The organism is Pontibacter burrus, from assembly GCF_010686685.1.
Taxonomy (GTDB): Bacteria; Bacteroidota; Bacteroidia; order Cytophagales; family Hymenobacteraceae; genus Pontibacter; species Pontibacter burrus.
In genome coordinates, this window is record NZ_JAAGWD010000005.1 from 41,117 (window position 1) to 60,992 (window position 19,876).

At 45.8% G+C, this 19,876-nt stretch carries 18 protein-coding genes and 1 tRNA gene; 9 read left to right on the top strand and 10 right to left on the bottom strand.

Going from position 1 to position 19,876, the window contains the following annotated elements; translation table 11 throughout:
• Positions 1 to 37 precede the first annotated feature (37 nt).
• Positions 38 to 2,446: an alpha-ketoacid dehydrogenase subunit alpha/beta gene (locus tag GXP69_RS11815; RefSeq protein ID WP_163915285.1), complete on the bottom strand. Its 2,409-nt coding sequence runs from the start codon at positions 2,444 to 2,446 to the stop codon at positions 38 to 40.
• 149 nt (positions 2,447 to 2,595) lie between these two features.
• Here GXP69_RS11815 and GXP69_RS11820 point away from each other — a divergent pair, with 149 nt between their 5' ends.
• On the top strand, positions 2,596 to 3,402 hold the full coding sequence (locus tag GXP69_RS11820; protein ID WP_235925689.1) for a DUF1573 domain-containing protein: 807 nt from the start codon (positions 2,596 to 2,598) through the stop codon (positions 3,400 to 3,402).
• A gap of 239 nt (positions 3,403 to 3,641) precedes the next feature.
• Positions 3,642 to 4,754 carry an alanine dehydrogenase gene (ald, locus tag GXP69_RS11825; RefSeq protein WP_163915286.1) on the top strand — a complete coding sequence of 371 codons (1,113 nt, stop codon included), beginning with the start codon at positions 3,642 to 3,644 and terminating at the stop codon, positions 4,752 to 4,754.
• Positions 4,755 to 5,595: 841 nt separating this feature from the next.
• On the opposite strand, the gene GXP69_RS11830 is transcribed toward ald, so the two are convergent.
• Together GXP69_RS11830 and GXP69_RS11835 are read right to left on the bottom strand one after the other, a co-directional pair.
• The gene (locus GXP69_RS11830) at positions 5,596 to 6,582 is read right to left on the bottom strand and encodes a DPBB and LysM peptidoglycan-binding domain-containing protein (RefSeq protein WP_163915287.1); all 987 of its coding nucleotides are present in this window, start codon (positions 6,580 to 6,582) and stop codon (positions 5,596 to 5,598) included.
• A gap of 14 nt (positions 6,583 to 6,596) precedes the next feature.
• A complete protein-coding gene (locus GXP69_RS11835) occupies positions 6,597 to 7,433 on the bottom strand; it encodes a DUF4905 domain-containing protein (RefSeq protein WP_163915288.1) in 837 nt (278 codons plus the stop codon).
• A gap of 26 nt (positions 7,434 to 7,459) precedes the next feature.
• Here GXP69_RS11835 and GXP69_RS11840 point away from each other — a divergent pair, with 26 nt between their 5' ends.
• The 6 genes from GXP69_RS11840 to GXP69_RS11865 all read left to right on the top strand — a co-directional run bounded on the left by GXP69_RS11840 (position 7,460) and on the right by GXP69_RS11865 (position 11,737).
• Complete coding sequence (locus GXP69_RS11840; RefSeq protein ID WP_163915289.1) at positions 7,460 to 8,806, top strand: NfeD family protein; 1,347 nt, start codon at positions 7,460 to 7,462, stop codon at positions 8,804 to 8,806.
• A gap of 181 nt (positions 8,807 to 8,987) precedes the next feature.
• Complete coding sequence (locus GXP69_RS11845) at positions 8,988 to 9,272, top strand: hypothetical protein (protein WP_163915290.1); 285 nt, start codon at positions 8,988 to 8,990, stop codon at positions 9,270 to 9,272.
• A gap of 21 nt (positions 9,273 to 9,293) precedes the next feature.
• Complete coding sequence (locus GXP69_RS11850) at positions 9,294 to 10,001, top strand: DNA alkylation repair protein (RefSeq protein WP_163915291.1); 708 nt, start codon at positions 9,294 to 9,296, stop codon at positions 9,999 to 10,001.
• 56 nt (positions 10,002 to 10,057) lie between these two features.
• Positions 10,058 to 10,792 (top strand): 3-deoxy-manno-octulosonate cytidylyltransferase, encoded by a 735-nt coding sequence (gene kdsB / locus GXP69_RS11855; RefSeq protein WP_163915292.1) that lies wholly within the window; start codon positions 10,058 to 10,060, stop codon positions 10,790 to 10,792.
• A gap of 59 nt (positions 10,793 to 10,851) precedes the next feature.
• Positions 10,852 to 11,268 carry a hypothetical protein gene (locus GXP69_RS11860; RefSeq protein WP_163915293.1) on the top strand — a complete coding sequence of 139 codons (417 nt, stop codon included), beginning with the start codon at positions 10,852 to 10,854 and terminating at the stop codon, positions 11,266 to 11,268.
• A 10-nt stretch (positions 11,269 to 11,278) separates the two neighbouring features.
• A complete protein-coding gene (locus GXP69_RS11865; RefSeq protein WP_163915294.1) occupies positions 11,279 to 11,737 on the top strand; it encodes a SecDF P1 head subdomain-containing protein in 459 nt (152 codons plus the stop codon).
• 80 nt (positions 11,738 to 11,817) lie between these two features.
• Here GXP69_RS11865 and GXP69_RS11870 read toward each other — a convergent pair whose 3' ends face one another.
• From GXP69_RS11870 to gap, 4 genes are all read right to left on the bottom strand, one after another.
• On the bottom strand, positions 11,818 to 12,165 hold the full coding sequence (locus tag GXP69_RS11870; protein WP_163915295.1) for a translation initiation factor: 348 nt from the start codon (positions 12,163 to 12,165) through the stop codon (positions 11,818 to 11,820).
• A gap of 77 nt (positions 12,166 to 12,242) precedes the next feature.
• Positions 12,243 to 13,127 carry a diacylglycerol/lipid kinase family protein gene (locus tag GXP69_RS11875; protein ID WP_163915296.1) on the bottom strand — a complete coding sequence of 295 codons (885 nt, stop codon included), beginning with the start codon at positions 13,125 to 13,127 and terminating at the stop codon, positions 12,243 to 12,245.
• Positions 13,128 to 13,229: 102 nt separating this feature from the next.
• Complete coding sequence (locus tag GXP69_RS11880; RefSeq protein ID WP_163915297.1) at positions 13,230 to 14,072, bottom strand: universal stress protein; 843 nt, start codon at positions 14,070 to 14,072, stop codon at positions 13,230 to 13,232.
• Positions 14,073 to 14,256: 184 nt separating this feature from the next.
• Positions 14,257 to 15,252 (bottom strand): type I glyceraldehyde-3-phosphate dehydrogenase, encoded by a 996-nt coding sequence (gene gap, locus GXP69_RS11885; protein WP_163915298.1) that lies wholly within the window; start codon positions 15,250 to 15,252, stop codon positions 14,257 to 14,259.
• Positions 15,253 to 15,460: 208 nt separating this feature from the next.
• Between gap and GXP69_RS11890 the strand changes: the two genes are divergently transcribed.
• Positions 15,461 to 15,532: transfer RNA gene (locus GXP69_RS11890), tRNA-Glu, on the top strand.
• 194 nt (positions 15,533 to 15,726) lie between these two features.
• Here the strand turns inward: GXP69_RS11890 and GXP69_RS11895 are convergent.
• From GXP69_RS11895 to GXP69_RS11905, 3 genes are all read right to left on the bottom strand, one after another.
• Entirely contained in the window at positions 15,727 to 15,879 is a 153-nt protein-coding gene (locus GXP69_RS11895; RefSeq protein ID WP_163915299.1) for a hypothetical protein, read from the bottom strand.
• Positions 15,880 to 16,493: 614 nt separating this feature from the next.
• A complete protein-coding gene (locus GXP69_RS11900) occupies positions 16,494 to 17,615 on the bottom strand; it encodes a formylglycine-generating enzyme family protein (protein WP_204282008.1) in 1,122 nt (373 codons plus the stop codon).
• Positions 17,616 to 17,776: 161 nt separating this feature from the next.
• Entirely contained in the window at positions 17,777 to 19,567 is a 1,791-nt protein-coding gene (locus tag GXP69_RS11905) for an arylsulfatase (RefSeq protein ID WP_163915301.1), read from the bottom strand.
• Positions 19,568 to 19,876 lie beyond the last annotated feature (309 nt).

Below are 19,876 nucleotides of genomic sequence, written 5' to 3' on the forward strand. Positions count from 1 at the left end.
TAGCTGCAGGGCCTTTTTATTGTACTGTATTTTAAACTTAGTAGATCGTCGGGTATTTAGCCGGATCCGCTTCGTGCAGGATGTCATAAACGGCTTCAAATACATCCTCAGTATTCGGCTTCGAGAAATAATCACCATCGGAGCCATAAGGAGGACGATGCGCCTGTGCTGCCAGGCACTGCGGCTTCGAATCCAGCCATCTCCAGGCTCCCTGCTCATCCACTACCTGCTGCATCATAAAGGCAGTTGCACCACCCGGCACATCTTCGTCAGTAAATAACACACGACCCGTTTTGCGGATAGAGTCTGTAATTACATGGTCGATATCGAAAGGTAACAGCGTTTGTACGTCGATCACTTCAGCTGAAATGCCAAACTCCTCCAGCTGTCGGGCTGCTTCCATTACAATGCGACACATAGAGCCATAGGTAACTATAGTTACATCGTCGCCTGCCTTCAGAATCTCCGGTTTGCCAAGCGGCACAGTAAATTCTGCAATGTTATTCGGGATGCGCTCTTTCAGTCTGTAACCGTTCAGGCACTCTATTATAAGCGCTGGCTCATCAGACTTCAACATGGTATTGTAGAAACCTGCGGCCTGTGTCATGTCGCGCGGTACAAGCACGTGCATACCACGGATGCTGTTCAGGATCATACCGATAGGAGACCCAGAGTGCCAGATACCTTCCAGGCGGTGGCCACGGGTACGAACAATAAGCGGCGCTTTCTGCCCACCTTTAGTACGGTACTGCAGGCAAGCCACATCGTCGCTCAGGATCTGGATAGCATACAGCAGGTAATCCAGGTACTGAATTTCAGTGATCGGGCGAAGGCCGCGTAATGCCGCACCAATTCCCTGACCAACTATAGTACACTCCCGGATGCCAGTATCTGTAACGCGCAATTCGCCATATTTTTCCTGTAAACCGGCAAAGGCCTGGTTCACGTCCCCAATCTTTCCAACGTCTTCACCGATGGCAAATACACGCGGGTCGCGGGCAAGAATGGCATCAAAGGCAGCCTGCAGTACTTCACGGCCATCTACAACCGGAGAGTTCTCATCAAACTCAGCCTTTACTTCTTCTACAAGCAGAGCAGACTCTTCAGACTGGCTATATAAGTATGAGTTAAAGCGATCAGCGTTTTCGCCTATAGTTTGCTCCAGCCAACCTACCAGCTCGCGTTTTGCCTGGCTGCGCTCATCACGCACATAGCGCAGGGCTTTACGCACTGCTCTAACTGCATCGCTGCGGATCGGTACAGTAACCTTGCGCAGTTCCTCGGTAATAGTTGCTATTTCAGTAATATGATCGCTGTCAGCCGCCAGGTTATCCAGTAACTGGAGTGCTGTAGCATGGTCGTCTTTAATTCCTGAATCGAAAGCATTCCAGGCGTTGGTACGCGCAACACGTACGGCTTCCTTCGCTTCGTTCTCTATCTGGTCTAAGTGCTCAGTTGTGGCAATGCCGTTGGCCAGAATCCACTCGCGCATTTTCTTTAAGCAGTCGAATTCAGCTTCCCACTCCAGGCGCTCTTTTGACTTGTAGCGCTCATGAGAGCCTGATGTCGAGTGGCCCTGTGGCTGGGTTACTTCTTCAACGTGTATCAGTACCGGCACATGCTGCTCGCGGCAAACACGCACTGCGGCTTCGTAAGTCTCGCAAAGGGCTGCGTAATCCCAGCCTTTTACTTTAAATATTTCGTAGCCTTGCTCCCCTTCTGCTGTGCGCTGGAAACCGGCCAGAATTTCAGAAATGCTTCCTTTGGTAGTCTGGTACTCAGCTGGTACCGAAATACCGTAACCATCGTCCCAAACCGACACCAGCATCGGTACCTGCAGTACCCCACCAGCGTTAATAGCTTCAAAGAACATTCCTTCAGAGGTAGAGGCGTTACCTATAGTTCCGAAGGCAACTTCGTTACCGTTTACCGAAAACTGTGTCAGGTTTTGCAGTTCCGGGTTCTGGCGGTATAGTTTAGATGCATAAGCCAGACCAACTAAACGCGGCATCTGAGAGGCTGTAGGCGAAATATCGGAGCTGGAGTTTTTCTGCTCCATGATGTTTTTCCAGTTGCCTTCATCATCCAGCAGGCGCGTTCCAAAGTGTCCGTTCATGGCACGGCCGGCAGTAGATGGCTCGGCCTCTACATCGGTGTGGGCATAAAGCTGGGCAAAATACTGTTGCAGTGTAAGTTCGCCAATCGCAAACATAAAAGTCTGGTCGCGGTAGTAACCAGAGCGAAAATCACCGTTCTGGAAGAACTTTGCCATGGCCAGTTGGGCTACTTCTTTTCCATCTCCGAAAATTCCGAATTTGGCTTTGCCCATGAACACTTCCTTGCGGCCTGCAAGGCTAGCCTGGCGGCTTTCCCAGCCCAACCGGTAGTCCTGAAGTATTTCTTCAGCTGTTAGTTTTTGAGTTATAGATACTTCAGCAGTCTGCATGATAAATCGGGGTTATACTTTTGGTATAATTTAATTCAAAATTACAGAAGATTAGCCTAAACTTCAAATTAAGGCCAGCCTTCACTAAATTTGGCATGATAGTGGGATTCGTTAAGTAAAAGATGATTAACTTTGCTTAGCCCTGATATATGGCCTTACTTTTACGATTAATTGCTTCTCCGTTTGTTGAAATGAGAAAAAACTTTTACTTTATTGCATCGGTTTTCCTTTTGCTGATTAGTTTTGGAGCAAATGCCCAGGGCGAGCTCAGCTTTGAAAAGGAAACCCATGATTTTGGCACGATGCCTGAAGGAACACAGGCAGCTTACGAGTTCAGGGTAAAAAACGTAGGCGACCAGCCGGTAATTATTGCCAACGTGCAGCCATCTTGTGGATGCACCACCCCCGACTGGACGAAAACACCAATATTACCTGGTAAAACAGGTGTTATAAAAGCAGTTTATAACAGTACAGGCCGTCCGGGCGCGTTTCACAGGTCTATTGCAGTAACTTCTAATGGTAAAACAACCAACCATATCCTGTATATTAAGGGGGAAGTTGGACCAAAAGAGGAGAAAAACAGTTATACGCAGGAACAAAAACTAATGTCGCCGCGTTTGGCTGTTGGTAACACTAGCTACAATTTTGGAAAACTTGAAAAAGGACAAAAAGCTGTAGCGCAGTTCATCATCAAAAACACAGGTCGGCAGGACCTGGTTGTGCAGGGAGTTCAAAGCAAATGCAAATGCGTGAGCTATAAAGTTTCGAAGCCAGCTCTTAAAGCAGGAGAACAGGCAGTTTTGGAACTTACCTACATCCCGCTGATGTTAAAAGAGCAAAATGAGCAGATAACTGTTCTTTCAAACGATATTGTAATGCCTAATCTTAGGTTGACGCTTAAAGCAGATGTAATTGAGAAGCAGGCTTCTAAAGATATGTTAAGGGAAGGCAAATAGCCGACACCTTTCAGATAGTTTTTTTCATAGTTTTATTTTGTACTAACGGCAGTGATTTTATCGCTGCCTTTTTTCATTTTATACCCTTCCGTTTCCTTGCCATCTATAGTTTCAGTACAATTCTATAGCTCTCCCTGAGCTTGATATTTTCTATAAAAAATGTAGTTTTTATTACTTTCATAACTTGAAGTTAATGGTATATTTGTGCAGCTTATACTACAACTTAATAATAGAACGACATGATTATTGGTGTTCCAAAGGAAATTAAGAATAACGAAAACCGCGTAGGTGCAACCCCTGCTGGTGTAAATGAACTGGTGCGCAACGGCCACACCGTATACGTACAGGCAACTGCCGGCGAAGGCAGCGGTTTTGCTGATGAGGATTATGTAAATGCAGGCGCTACCATACTTCGAACTATAGATGAAGTGTATGGTATCGCCGAAATGATCATCAAAGTAAAAGAGCCGATTGAATCTGAATACAACCTGATCAAAGAGAATCAGTTACTGTTCACATACTTCCACTTTGCATCTTACGAGCCCCTTACGCACGCCATGATCGAGCGCAAAGCAGTTTGCCTTGCTTACGAAACTGTAGAGCGCCCTGACAGAAGCCTGCCTTTGCTGGTACCTATGTCTGAGGTTGCTGGCCGTATGTCCATTCAGGAAGGCGCCAAGTACCTTGAGAAGCCACTAAAAGGCCGTGGTATATTGTTAGGTGGTGTACCGGGCGTTCGCCCTGCCAAAGTATTGATATTGGGTGGTGGTGTAGTTGGTACCAACGCTGCTAAAATGGCTGCCGGTATGGGTGCCGATGTTACCATCCTGGACACTAACCTGGCGCGCCTGCGTTACCTGGATGATGTGCTTCCTGCCAATGTAACAACGCAGATGTCTAACAGCTATGTGATCCGTGAGCTGGTGCAAACACACGACCTGATTATTGGTGCGGTATTAATACCTGGTGCAAAAGCTCCAAACCTGATTACCCGCGACATGCTGAAGACAATGAAGCCGGGCACTGTACTGGTTGACGTTGCTGTAGACCAGGGTGGTTGCATCGAGACATGTAAGCCAACTACGCACCAGGATCCGACTTTCATTATTGATGATGTGGTGCATTACTGCGTGGCTAACATGCCGGGTGCGGTTCCTTTCACATCTACACAGGCGCTTACCAACGCTACCTTGCCTTATGCCGTGCAACTGGCCAACAAAGGCTGGAAACAAGCCTGCACTGAGAGCAATGAACTGAAGCTGGGCTTGAATGTGGTGAACGGTAAAGTTGTGTACAAAGGTGTGGCTGAAGCTTTCGGCCTGGAATACACAGATGTAGCTGCAGTGCTGTAATTAAACTATAGAAATATAAGAAACGCCTTCTGTGAGATTCGCAGGAGGCGTTTTTTGTTTGGACCAGTGATTAAAGGGATTTTTCTTATTAACAGGATTTTTGTCTGAACCGGGATTAAGGGAGAATTGATGGAATTTTGGGATTGGGGCTTTGCTATAGTTTGGTTATAGTTCTATAGTTAGCGTGATCAAAACACCCCTGCCCCTCAGAGCTACGCTCGCTACCTTCGAAATCGCTTCTCGGTAGTCCAAGGAGGGGAGCTCTTTCTTCTATAGTTTGAACTATAGTTCTATAGTCGGCAATTAACCCACCCCTGCCCCTCCCAAGAGGGGAATCTACCTACAGTTACAAACTACGAACAGGACAGGTTTACCTGTCCCCTTGGAACACTACCACGAAAAGCCACAGTACTATAGCTACTCAAACAAACTATTGATTAACTATCGAAGGATTTCAGTCTTTGGGTTGAGCGCCTTGTAGATTTCTGGTGCCGGTAGGCATTGTGAGGAACGAACAAAAGAAATGTACACCGCGCGATGCCCGAAGACGGGGCCTCGCGGCCGTGAGCGCACCAAAGCGGGATTGAAACGATAGGTAAGTAAAGCTCCCAGGATCAGAAGTAACAATGAAAGAAGCAGCTTGTAGCAACTATAGTTAACTATAAAACGATAGTCTGAGATAGATTTCTCGCTTTGCTCGAAATGACAGGAGTTGAAACTACAGGACATATAAGATGTCTCGACTACACTCGACATGACAAAAGAAGAGAAACACAGACACATATAACGCAAAAGAGCCTGAACATTACTGCTCAGGCTCTTTTGCGTTATTATCTTAAAATTAAGGCATATACGACACCTCTACTCTGAAGCGCTGATCAACAGCTCCGAGCTTCTGATAAGCCTTTTTAGATAAACGGACAATTACGTTATTATTGGCGCCAGTATCAGGTAGTTTACCTATTACCCGCACATATACTACTTGCCCATTCATGCCGTTTTTCACTTGCATAATAGTGCCTACAGGGGCGCTCTTGTGCAGGGCCAGGTACTTATTTGTATCAGCTTTCGGATCGATCATTTCGGCCATACCGCTTTCGATCACTTTCTTTACGCCAGCTTCAGTTTCGGTAGTTCCAGCCTCCTCTTCGCGCTCACTCACAACTGTAGCAGACTCAGTAGTAGCAGTTTCAAATCTGGTCGAAGTAGTTGCCTGATTCGTACTCTTATCGGTAGACGCAACTGGCTTTACAGCGACTTCATCATCTGTTTCAGGTACATAAACCGGCTTACTGGCTGTTGGTACGGCGCCTTTGCCAACTATAAGCTCTGCTCCTATTTCAATGTTGTTATCAGCCAGTTTATTCCAGGCTTTCAGGTTATCAACTGTAATACCGTGCATGCGCGAAATACTATATAGCGTTTGTTTAGGCTCTACTTTGTGTATTTTTTCACCTTTCTGGTTTACAGTAAACGTGCGGTTGCTGGCTGCAGGAGCAGCAGGTTTTGCTGCTGTGCTGGCAGGTGTGGAGGTAGCAGCATTTACAGCTGCTGAAAGCGGGGCTTTGCTCGGGATCAGTACTACCTGGCCTATTTTAATGCTGGCCTCTACGCTTGGGTTCGACTCAACGATCTGGGCAACCGGGACACCATACTTGCGCGACAGGGCATACAAGGTTTCTTTAGGTTCAACCTTGTGCTTGATAAAGAACCTGCCATTGCGGCGCTCCACTCCTACCGAGTCGCGTGGTGCAGAAAGGTCAAAAGCAGCAGCCGAAAACGAAAGTACAGGCGATAACAGTAGGGCAAGTAGAAAGATGCGTACCATGGCTAAAAGGTAAACTATAAAAGGCTATAAACAGTTAGTATATTCCTATCCTGAATAAAGTATAATTTTTTGTTAAAGATAATAAAAGTATCCGAACCTATCCCACTAATCCCGAGGGCAATACGGGTATTTAATTGCAGCTCCCCACTCAGGTCAAACACACTCAGCACATTATCCAATTTACCGTCGGGTGTGCTGATGTAAAAACTTATAACGATGCAGGTATCGGTTTCAGCATACTCTATGCCCCGCACTGCCTGCAGTTGTAATTGTTGTTCCAGAAAGTCAGCTACTTCTGCAAAATATGTTTCTCCCTCCAGGTACAACATGGGTGTTATGCAGTTCTGAAAACGGGTATTGCTATAGTTTGCAACAGCTGCTGCGCCGCTTTCCAGCGACACATTTTGCATGGTTATAGTTCCGGTATCTGACTGCAATTGCAGCAAATTTTTCTGCTTTAAATCAAGCGCCAGCACACCGTCTGAATTGATGCCGTAATAGGCCAGCTCCGGCTGCTCCCAAACCAGTTTACCGCCGGCTGCATCATAAGCAAAAATGCCTTTGTGCTCGCCTATTTGCCTATCGCCGTAACCATGTAAAAACAACAAACCATCGTGCGCATCTTCCAGGCCAAGCCACCAGTTCTTTGTAGCTGACAAAGGTAATTTATGCAATACATGCTGTTCAGCACATAGTGTGTAAAAATCGGTCAGCAACAGATCGGCATCACGCACTTCCACCCCCAGCCTGTCAGCCGTGGTATCGGGGCGAAGGCGCCACACCGGAGCCCCGAAATCGTATGTATAAAGTAGTGGAAGAATAACGTTTATTTTTTTACTATATTCAGGCAAAATAGCACCCTGTTACCTGCAAAATTATGAAATCTGACGCAAACTATAGGCACCGAGTTTTAGCTTTCCTGCTTCCCCTGTTTTTCCTGTTACCGTTGGCAGTGCAGGCACAAAATCAGAAAGTGCTGCTGATGGAAATAAAGTCAGAGATTGACCCACGCACCAACCGCTATACCGAGCTGGCACTGGAGCAGGCCACAGCCATAAAAGCCGACCATGTGCTGCTGGTGCTCGACACTTTTGGCGGAGCACTGAACGATGCCGATCAGATTCGCAAACGCATTCTGGAATATCCAAAGCCAGTGTATGTGTTCATCAATAAAAATGCAGCATCGGCGGGGGCACTTATTTCACTTGCCTGCGACAGCATTTACATGGCGCCTGGTGCCAACATTGGGGCTGCAACCGTAGTGGGGGCCAATGGAGAGCCTGCTCCGGGAAAATACCAGAGCTATATGCGCTCCATTATGCGCTCTACAGCAGAAGCCCAGGGCCGCAACCCTAATCTTGCCGAAGCAATGGTTGAGTCCAGTGTAGATACTACTCTTGCGGCAGGCCAGGTACTGACTTTAACTACCACAGAAGCAATAAAATATGGCTTCAGTGATGGCGTAGCAGCTAACGTGGAGCAGGTGCTGGCGCAACTTAATTTGCAACATGCAGATGTTGTAAAGTATGAGCTAAGCACTACTAATAAGATCATTTCCTTTTTCCTGAACCCGGTTGTGAGCGGTATTCTGCTGCTGCTGATTATGGGCGGCTTGTATTTTGAGCTACAGTCGCCGGGCGTTGGTTTTCCGCTGGCTGCAGCTATAGTTGCCGGTATCTTATATCTAACGCCGTATTACCTGAATGGCCTTGCCGAGAACTGGGAGATCCTGCTGTTTGTGGTCGGGCTTATACTTATCGGTGTGGAGGTGCTGGTCATACCGGGGTTTGGCGTAACGGGCATCAGTGGCATTATCCTCGTGTTTGTATCGTTGGTGTTGATCATGGTAAACAACCAGGCGTTCGACTTTACGTTCGTGCCATCTGATACCCTGATGCAAAGTATGATCTCGGTGCTGATCGGGATGGTGGGCGCTGTAATACTGGTGGCACTAACCTGGAGCCGTTTTGCAGCCAGTCGTACCATGCAGCGCGTTATCCTGCATAACTCTTTCCAGGGCTCCGAAGGCTACCGCTCTTCAGCCGATGCCTCGCACCTGATCGGTAAAACAGGCATTGCCCACACCCGCATGAGCCCAAGCGGCCGCGTTCTGATTGATGATACACTCTACGATGCGCAGGCCCGAGAAGGCTACATCGAAAAAGGCGAAACCGTAGAAGTTGTAGACCACAGCACTTTCTCCCTAAAGGTAAAAAAGGTTTAATGGTTTGATTGTTGATTGTTGATTGTTGATCAGCTATAGTTTAAGGCACAACGTATAGCATTTCTACAACTTTCTAACTTCCAAACTTTCTAACTTACAAACTCTCAAACTGATGAAAAACCTGTTACTTGCTGTTATACTTTCAGCTTCGGCTTTACTGGCATCCTGCACTCAACAAACTATGGATACAGAAGAAAAAAATAATACTATAACCAAAGAAGCCACCCTGGACTGGTCTGGAGAATACATGGTAGATGGCTGTGGATTTAAACTGATCATAGACGGGAAAGAATATAAACCGGAAGACGAGGCTGCTATAGATGAGTCGTTTAAGGCTGAAGAAGGCGCAACACCAGTGCGCGTTACCTACACAGAAACCGGAGAAACGATAGACCGCCGTTGCGGGCTTTCTACCCAAGACAGGTCTATGCCCGGCATCCGGATTATCTCAATAGAACGACTATAAACTATAGTTAGCTAACCGCTGATGACAACTAAAGAAGTAATGCAGCAACTGGCTGCATTAGGTAGCCCCACCATTAAAAATATCTACCTGAAACATGGAGCGCAGGAACCGTTTTTCGGCGTAAAGATTGGCGACCTGAAACCGATCCAGAAAAAGATTAAGAAGAACTATAGTTTAGCAAAAGAGCTATACCAAACCCGAAACTCGGACGCCATGTACCTGGCCGGCCTTATTGCCGACGAAAAAGCCATGACCAAAGCAGACCTGCAGCAGTGGGTGGAAAATACAGTCTGGTACATGCACAGCGAATATACCGTGGCCTGGGTTGCCGCCGAAAGTGCACACGGCCTGGAGTTAGCCAAAGAGTGGGTTAAATCTGATAACGAAATGATCGCCATAGCCGGCTGGTCTACGCTAGCGAGCCTTGTTGCCGTAAAAGCGGATCATGATTTAGAACTGGAATACCTGAGCCAGCAACTCGACCACGTAGCAGAAGTTATACACGTAAGCCCCAACCGCGTGCGCTACTCCATGAATGGTTTTGTAATTGCGACCGGTACTTATGTGCCTGCACTTAGCGGAAAAGCAAAGGAAGTAGCTAAGAGAATAGGCAAAGTAAGTGTTTATATGGGCGACACCGCCTGCAAAACTCCGGAAGCGCTGCTTTACATAGAGAAGGCCGAAAAAATGGGCCGCCTGGGCAAAAAGAAGAAGTCGGCGCGCTGCTAACTGTAAATTAACGTCCGGTGTTCCGTATATTTGGGCTGCATTTTAAACTATAGACTATGGACGTACTCGGCATTATTCCGGCCCGTTATGCATCAACCCGTTTTCCGGGCAAACCACTCACCGACATAAATGGCAAAACCATGATTCGGCGAGTTTATGAACAGGCTTCGGCAGCCGGACTAGCAGAAGTTATAGTTGCCACTGACGATGAGCGTATTCTGAGCCACGTACTGGACTTTGGCGGCAAAGCAGTAATGACTGGTGAGCACCACCAGAGCGGCACCGACCGTTGCTTTGAAGCCTACAAACTCAACAACAAGCCGTACGAGTACATTATAAACATACAGGGCGACGAACCTTTTATAAAACCAGAGCAGATAGACCTGGTGGCCAGCTGCTTTAAGCGTCCGAACACGCAACTGGCAACGCTGGTAAAAAAGATAACTACCGAAGAAGAGCTGTTTAATGTAAATGCCCCTAAGGTAGTGCTTAGCACTTCAGGTGATGCCCTGTATTTTAGCCGCCAGCCTATCCCCTATTGCCGCAACGTGCCGCAGGATATTTGGCACAAACAGCATGCCTACTATAAGCACATCGGCATTTATGGTTACCGCGCCGACATACTGGAGCAGATCACTCAGTTACCACCATCGGCGCTGGAACTGGCGGAATCGCTTGAGCAGTTGCGCTGGCTGGAAAACGGCTTTAAAATAACCACCGCCCTTACCGAATTTGAAACGATAGGCATCGACTCTCCGGAAGACCTGCAGCGGGTAATGAATAATTTGTAATGCCTAATTATTAATTGGTTTAATCAGCCATTCATCATTATTAATTATTCATTAAAAACATGCGTTACTATAGTTTGCTGCGGTTCCTGAAACTGAGTTTGTACTTCTTTCTGATGTATACTTTACTGACCGCTGTATGGTATGGTATAACCGGGAAGTTTAAAGAAGACACAGCTGCAACTATAACTGAGATTCTGGTCACGGCAGCTCTATTCTCCCTTCTGTTTAGTGTAACTATAGTTATATGGTACCGCCGCGAGGAGCGCCGAATTCCGCTTAAAAGTATAACGGCAAAAGAGCTTGATAAGAAACTGGAAACGATAGGCTTTACCCGCACGCAGCATAAAGAGAAACATACCCGCATTTATAAACCAGTTCCGCCTAAAGCAGCAGCGCTGGCAGGCCGTATTTTTGTGCAACAGTCTGCAAACTTTTACCACCTGCACGGGCCGACCAGGTATCTAACTAAACTATAGATTTAGGCTTATGAAGTCGGTGCTAACTATAGTTTTGTTTCTGTTGAGCTATTCAGAAACTATAGCCCAGGAAAAACTGCAAACGGGCCAGTATCTGTTCTCTGAAACCGGGACAGCTATAGTTAGATTAAAAGGTACTGATGAGGTTTTCAGCGTAAATCCGGAACCGGTTCTCACCATCCAGGATTTTGAAGAAGCTATAGTTGGATACGCTCAAGCTCCAAAAGGCAGATCGAGAGTCTTATTGATCAAACTCAGCCCCGAAGGCCAGCGAAAGTTCAGAGAGTTTACACTACAGAATATCGGTAAAATGTCAGGCACTGTTATAAGCGGGGAGCTTTATACAGCCATCGAGATCATGACAATGGTTGATATCCAGTACTTAGAGATCCGTATGCCTGGAACAAAAAGAAGTACTAAGCAACTTGTAAACGACCTGAATGCTGAGATAGCGCGAAATAATAAATAAACTTAAGTCAGAACTTGAAGAAATGTAGAAGGAATCAACAACTTTCTAACTTCCCAAATTTATAACTTTCTAACTTTCCCTCACCCTCCTACTCTCTTGGCCTTGTAGCCAGCTGCCTGTAAGGTTTGCAGCACTTTATCCCGGAAATCGCCCTGTATCAGGATTTCGCCGTCTTTAGCTGAGCCGCCTACGCCGCATTTATTCTTTAGCATTTTTCCCAGTTCTTTCAGATCGTCTTCGGTACCCACAAAGCCCTCCACAAGCGTTACCTGCTTGCCTCCGCGCGATTTTTTATCCAGCATTACTTTCAGGTTCTGCTGTTGCGGCGGCAGGGTTTCGGCTTCGTGCTCCTGATCGTACTGGTACTCAAAATCAGAGCTGGTAGAGTAAACTACGCCACTTCGGCCTTTCTTATTTTTATCTTTCACGATTCTAAAACTAATTGAAAATGATGAATGAGTAATGATCGAAAACTAATTAATCATTACTTATTATTAAAAACTAATTACGAAGGAATAAGCACTTTCAGAGCAAGCGGGTTCAGCTTTACATCAAACTGGCTTGCTTTGCCTTTATATTCACCGTCGGCATGGAACATCATAGGCTGCTCTGTTTCTACGCGCACCTGTGTGGTTTTAAAATACTCAGCACTCTGAGCATTTGCAAGCTGTTTGGTCAGCATACAATAGCTTAAGTTCAGGGCTTTTACTACATCCAGCTGCCGGATCAGGCATATATCCAAAAGACCATCCCTGATATCGGCAAGGGGCGCAATGTAAGCGTTGTTCCCATATTGAGCTGCATTAGCAAAGGCCATTACAAAACAATCAGTAACCAGCTCTTTATCGTTTATCCAGACTTTTACGGGCAGGTGCCTATAGTTGCGAACTTCTTTTACAATAAGCTCTACGTAAGTCTTTAACCCGCGGCTTTTACTCCCCGCAAACACCGACGAGATGTAAGCATCAAAACCAATACCTGCTGTGGTAAAAAAAGGCATGTCGTTTATAGTTCCGCTATCAATCTGCGAGATCTGCCCTGTATTCAGCATCTTAATGGCATTGTTTAGCTGAAGCGGGATCTGCAGGTGACGCGCCAGCCCGTTTCCGGAACCTTTCGGAAGAATGGCCAGGGCGGTATTGGTGTACTGCAGGCTTCGGGCAACTTCGTTTACGGTTCCATCGCCACCAACAGCTACTACAGCATAGTAGTTATCGGCTGCAGCTGCAGCTGCCAGCTCGGTGGCATGGCCCGCATAATCTGTATAAACTATATCGTGATCCAGCTTTTTGTGGTCCAGGTATAGTTTAATGCGTGCAGCCACATCCACCTTACTCCTTGTGCCGGAAACAGGGTTTATAATGAATCGGATGCGGGGTAAGTTACTCATGCTGCACGTGTTTGTATAGCTGCAAAAGTAAACTATACAAGTGTAAACAAAAAGCCCGGCCATATAACTATAGCCGGGCTTTGCATACTATAAGGATTGGCTCTATAGTTGGTATGTAAGAACCGGGCGGCTGGTATGGTTTACCAGATCCTCGGCAATACTGCCACTCAGCAGGTGCGACAGACCAGTTCGACCATGCGTCGCCATCATGATCATATCCGCATTAATATCCTCGGCAAAATGCAGAATGCCGTCTTCTTCCACTACATCATTGTAAATGTTGATTGTATAGTTTTGAAGGGCGTATTTTTCGGCAGCGTGTGCCAGCTTGCTTCTTAAATTAGAGCTCGACTCAAATGCTCCTGGCGTGTTGATATATACTAGGTGAATACGTGCATCAAACAGCTGCTGAAATGATTTGAACACCTCCATGGCTTTGCCAACCTCGCGGCGGAAGTTAGATGCCAGCACAATCTCTCTCGGATGAAAATCAGTTTGGCGCTGCTTCACGGTTATTACAGGGCACTCGGCTGTGCGCACAACTTTCTCGGTGTTGGATCCTATCAGGAACTCGTCTAACCCGCTAGAACCTTTTGAGCCCATTACCACCAGGTCTATTTTATCGTCTGCAATTACCTGTCTTATTTTACCGACAATTCTCGCCACATCCACTTCCTGCACCACTTCCACACCTCTATGCTCCACTGTACCTATCAGTTTGTGCATATCTGTCTTTGTAGTTTCGAGCAGGCGCATCATATAGAGTTGTTCCATGTTATCATTGAAGATAACATCGCCTGTAGCGCTAAAGCTGGTACCACGTGGGGCATCAATAACATGTAGTAATTTAATAGCGGCGCCTGTTCTGCGGGCAATGCTTACGGCTACTTCAAAAGCGTATTGAGCCTGTTCCGAAAAGTCTGTTGGTACAAGTATGCGTCTCATGGTGTCTGTGGTTTTATAGTGTTTGTTTATGCAAAAGTATATTACACCTATTGATATAAGTATGATATATATCAATTTAACAATTTATTTAAATCATTACTATATATACGGTTATAAAAAACGAAAGCCCGCTGTTCAGCGGGCTTCCTTGTAAGATACTATAGTTTAACTATAGTTATAATAATTACTGTCCGATCTTAGCGATCAGGTCAGCTGCGCGGTTAGAGTAACCGGCTTCGTTATCGTACCAGCCTACTACTTTTACAAGCGTTTCGTTAGCTGATGTCATCTCTGCATCAAAGATACAAGAGTGCGTGTTACCTACGATATCGATAGAAACGATCGGATCTTCTGTATACTCCAGAATACCTTTCATTTCACCTTCAGCAGCTTTCTTCATTGCCGCGTTAATTTCTTCTTTGGTAGCTGGTCTCTTCAGTACGCAAGTCAGGTCAGTCAGAGAGCCATCCGGAATTGGAACGCGCATTGCAACGCCATCCAGTTTACCTTTCAGGTGTGGCAGTACAAGACCAACAGCCTTAGCTGCACCTGTGGATGTAGGGATAATAGAATAAGCAGCTGCACGTGCTCTTCTCAGGTCGCTGTGTGGAGAATCCTGCAGGCTCTGATCAGAAGTATAAGCGTGAACTGTAGTGATATAACCTTTCTCGATACCGAATGTATCATCAAGCACTTTCGCCATTGGTGCAAGGCAGTTTGTAGTGCACGATGCGTTAGAAACTATAGTTTCCTCACCTTTCAGGATGTCTTCGTTAACACCCAGTACTACAGTTGGGATGTTGCCTTTTGCAGGAGCTGAAATAACTACTTTTTTAGCACCGGCTTCCAGGTGACCACCAGCGCCCTGCTCGTCCACGAAACGACCTGTCGACTCCAGAACCACATCTACGCCAAGCTGTCCCCAAGGAAGGTTCTTAGGCTCACGCTCCGCTGTAATTCTGATCTCACGACCGTTTACGATAATGCCATTATCAGAAGCTTCTACAGTACCGTCGAATTTACCGTGTACAGAGTCGTACTTCAGCAGGTGGGCAAGGGTTTTAGTATTTGTTAGGTCATTGATGGCCACTACTTCCACATTCTCTTTAGCAAGCAGTGCCTTAAAAGTAAGTCTACCGATACGACCAAAGCCGTTAATTGCAACTTTTATTTTAGACATGATATAAGTATTTGGTAAGATGTATGATTTCGATAGTATAACACGAATTATGCTGCGAAGTTACAATTAGCATTAAGGAAAACCAATATATTTTTTGTATACTGATAAAGAAGGTCTTACAATAATTTACGTTTTTTTTAGCCGTAAATGTTTTGCAAAATACTTTTGTACCCTATATTTGCATCGTCAAACGACAAAAACACATGTTGGTCCGTTCGTCTAGGGGTTAGGACTCCAGATTTTCATTCTGGCAACAGGGGTTCGATTCCCCTACGGACTACTGAAAGGGAAAAGTGATTATTTTGATCGCTTTTCCCTTTTTCTTTTTCTACTAAAATCTACTGTATTCGGCTGTTACGTGCGAAAAGCCCTTAACACTTGCTATACGATTATCCTATCCCCGTTTCAGATCCGACATGCAAGTCAACAACTTTTAAGCACAGCGTATCGGTGTCCGCTAATGCCCTAATTATCCTAACTTACACAATCCAGAAAGTACACCTTAAACTCTGCGCCTTCGTTCCAGGTTTCAATAATGCCATCCGGATTCATGGCAAAAATGGCGTACTCTTTTACCTGCTCGATGAAAGTAGAAGTGATGCTCTCAATAAAATGTTTTGTTTTCATGCACATTATAGGTTGCAGCACTTCCATAGTTACAGATCACTGACCCTGAACCAAATTGTGGTGCTGTAGGCAACCTAACGTGAAAGCGGATTTGAAGTTAAAGCTTGGCTATAAGTCAACAATATAACTATAGCTTCAGGCATCAAACAGGTAAACTATAGCTAAACACAAAATAATACTTTGCTTTAATTGCTACCTGCTGAGAATTACATCGAGTAAATAAAATAGAAGCTGGGATCTTGGCTCTTACTTCCGCAAATGCAATGTAAGGTTTTAGCCCAAGTTCAGTTATGAATTATAGATTTTACACAAGCCTGCCAGACTCCTGGTTTATTAAATTTATAGTTCTAGCATATAGCAACCCAACTGGAGATCTGCAAGGCTAATGGTTTGGGTTTCGATCAATCTTCCTAAAGTTTGACTTATCGACCTATTCAAGACTCAGAAAACACTGCTCGATAAAAGAGCAACATGCTTACTTATAATGACTCTTCGATCAAACAGCATTTATACTAAAACTCATATCCGGGCCCTACTCAGCTATAGTTTCCATAATAATCTGTAAATTGAAAACACAGCGCTATGGTGTTATCTTCAATACATTCTCTTCCTAATTACAGGGAGCTAACACATCGGAAACCAGTATGCTCCAATCCTGTATCAGGTGAAGATTTCATGCGGGCAGACGCCCGGTACCCTTTGCAGTAGGAGTCGTTACACAAAAAGGATCCACCCCGCATTACCTTTTTTGGAACATAAGCCTCTGTTGGGTCATTGCTTCTAGCAGGCCCATTGGGATTGTAAGAAACTTGCTCTTTCAGGCTGATGTAGTATTCTGCATCATACCAATCGGCACACCACTCCCATACATTTCCTGCCATATCGTATAAGCCATACGCGTTCGGGGCATATGAGCTGACTGAGGCTATGCCGGTATGCTTATCCCAATTGCTGTTCTGGTTGGGGAACTGTCCCTGCCAGGTATTGGATTTCGGTTTTCCTTTCTCTATCGCCTCCGTTCCCCAAGGGTACGGCTGATTCTCTATTCCTCCCCTTGCAGCAAACTCCCATTCAGCCTCCGTCGGCAACCGCTTCCCGGCCCAGGTAGCATAAGCCACCGCATCGTCCCACGATACATGTACGACGGGATGTTGCTCTTTACCCTCCAAATTGCTGCCCGGCCCCTGGGGATGACGCCAACTGGCACCTTTTGTCCAGGACCACCACTGTCTTGCATCCTGTAATGTTATAGCATGTGCAGGTGGCGTAAACACGAGCGACGCTGCCACAAATAAGCTATCGGCAGGCTTTGGAGTACCAGGCGGTAATTGTTTCCTGATCTCTTCCCATTCCGGCACACGTTCAGCTGTAGTCACATAGCCGGTGGCTTCCACAAAGCTGGCAAACTGGGCATTGGTAACTTCAGTAACATCCATCCAGAAGCCATCCACTTTTACCTGATGCAGGGGATACTCGTCCTGCCTTCCTTCAGTATCGGCTGCGCCCATGTAAAATGCACCTCCTTTTATCCACACCATCCCTTCGTGTGATACTTCGCCCTTCTTTATAGAGTCTGATTTAACTGTCGTCGTAAACCGGGAAGGCATACTTTCATGACAGGAAGCTCGTGCCTCATCCACAACAACAGTTTTCTCTTCCAGTGCGCTTTCTTGTTTGCAGGACACAGTCAGGCAAAGCACACTGCAAAAAATAAAAGGAGCTTGTTTAGTGGACATCACCATGCAAGAAGTTTAATTTTAAACCTATCTATTTAACTATATCCACAGCATCTCATTAATGGTCAAAGGCAAAAAGCAATGTTTTGAATGCGTTACAGATGTACAGTGATTCTATCTTCTAGCCAGTACTTTAAAGCACCGGAGTACAATTCTGCACTTTACTCTCCACCGCGTTGCAGTTCCAGTGCAGCCTTTTCTATGAGAGCCTTGTTCGTGGAATCCAGCTTCGATTTAAAAAAATTTTTTGGACCCAACACAGTATAGGCTCTGCCACCATGATAGGGTATATATCCTACTTTCTGTGAATATTCATTCCAGCCGCTTAACAATTCCTGGAGCTTTTCCGGTTTTTGCCTGGCAAGGTCTTGCTTCTCCCTTGGGTCTTCCTTCACATTAAACAATTGCCAGTCTTGTCCTTTACCAAAAGGAGGCATCAGGAATCGGATCTTCCAATCCCCTTTGTAGTAGGCCTTATTTTCCAGACTTTCAATTCCATAGCCGGCGTTCTCATCCCGAATGGTACTTCGTTTGTTGCTTAATAATTTATTGAATGAAGTACCGGTCATAGCCGCTAATTTATTGTTTTTGTATGTATCAGGCCGCTTAGCTCCGGCAATCTCTAGCAGCGTAGGCATAATATCAGTGCCCAGAATTTTGTTGCTGGCATCTATCCCTTTTATAGTTACGCCCTTCCCCGAGATAATGAATGGCACCCGGACACCTCCTTCACCTGTGGTAGTTTTGAAATAAGAATAAGGCGTAGCGGTTACTTCGGCCCACGCCCCTTGCAATGATACAAAGGAGTTTGGTTTACCCATGTTATCCAGGCTGTTATCAAACGGCTTCATGTCAGTTTTATAGAACGATGGGTCTTTGGGGTTAGCGCCGTTATCACCGATCAGGATAACAATGGTATTTTCCAGTTTTCCTTTCTTTTGCAGGGCGTCCAGCACGCGTCCTATATTCAGGTCCATAATTTCCAGCATGGCAGCGTAGAGTTCCATGCGGCGGGCCTCTACCTTTTTCTCCTGAGCCGAAAGTTCGTTCCACTTTTTATATTCCCCTGAGCCAGGGTTCATCGGAAGGTCTTTCGGTATAAGGCCAAGCTTTTTCATATTCTCCATCCGTACCTGCCGGATGTGGTCATAGCCTTTGTCGTATGCGCCCTTGTATTTATCCATCCAGTCGTCTGGTACATGCAGCGGATCGTGGGGTGCCGTAAATGCCAGGTAACCGAAGAATGGTCGATCGTCCTTTTGCTCGGTAATGTACTGGATCATCTTGTCGGCGTAATAGTTGGAAGAGTAAAAATCGTCCGGCAGCTTTTTCACCTTTACACTATCATCATAGTACACAGTGTGAATCACTTCTTCTGGCCCTAAGGGAAAGCTGTTACTGAAATGGCTTGCTCCTCCACCCAGAAAAGAAAAGCTGCGTTCGAAGCCTTCCTCGAACGGGCGCTTGCCTTCTTCATGGCCCAAGTGCCATTTGCCACTCATGTAGGTATGATAGCCATTTTCCTGCAACACCTCCGGAAGTGTCATAACACGGTCGTTCAGATACCCTTCGTATCCGGGCTGCATGTACTGGCTGGCTGCCTGAAAAGGAGGCATAGCGCCAACGCCGCTGATGTGATTATCCATACCGGACATAAACATGGCTCGGGATGGGGCGCAAAGCGGGGTGGTATAGCACTGTTGTACAATCAACCCGTTATCGGCTAATCGCTGGATGTTGGGAGTGCGGATTTCTCCACCGAAGGGAGTCAGATCTGAGTATCCCAGGTCATCTACCACGATCAGCAGCACGTTCGGTTTAGACTGGTTAGCAGAGGTATCAGTGTTTGTATTAGCCTCATTTTTGTCCTGTGTTTTACGATTTTCGCAGGACGATATGGTGAAGAGAAATCCTATACTATACAGACTGAGCAAAAAGGCAACTTTTTTCATACCCTTCGTTAATTAAGCTTACGAACGATAAGTCAAGCATCAAGACACGAAGCAAAATATCCATCACCTATAGTTGATGAGCACATTACTTTTCAGGCATAGCAAAAAGGGTGAAGACACAGCTGCATCATAAAAACAGATACTACTGAACAACAGGGTAATTCTAACTGCCTACAGCAGTTGATGAGGGGAAAAACAGATCAGGTTTCTAAAGACGTATTACATCTTTACGATAATAAATCAACTCTGACTATCAGTATAAAAAAATAAGATACATCAATCATCCGTCGGGGCAGGTGGCATTTGTGC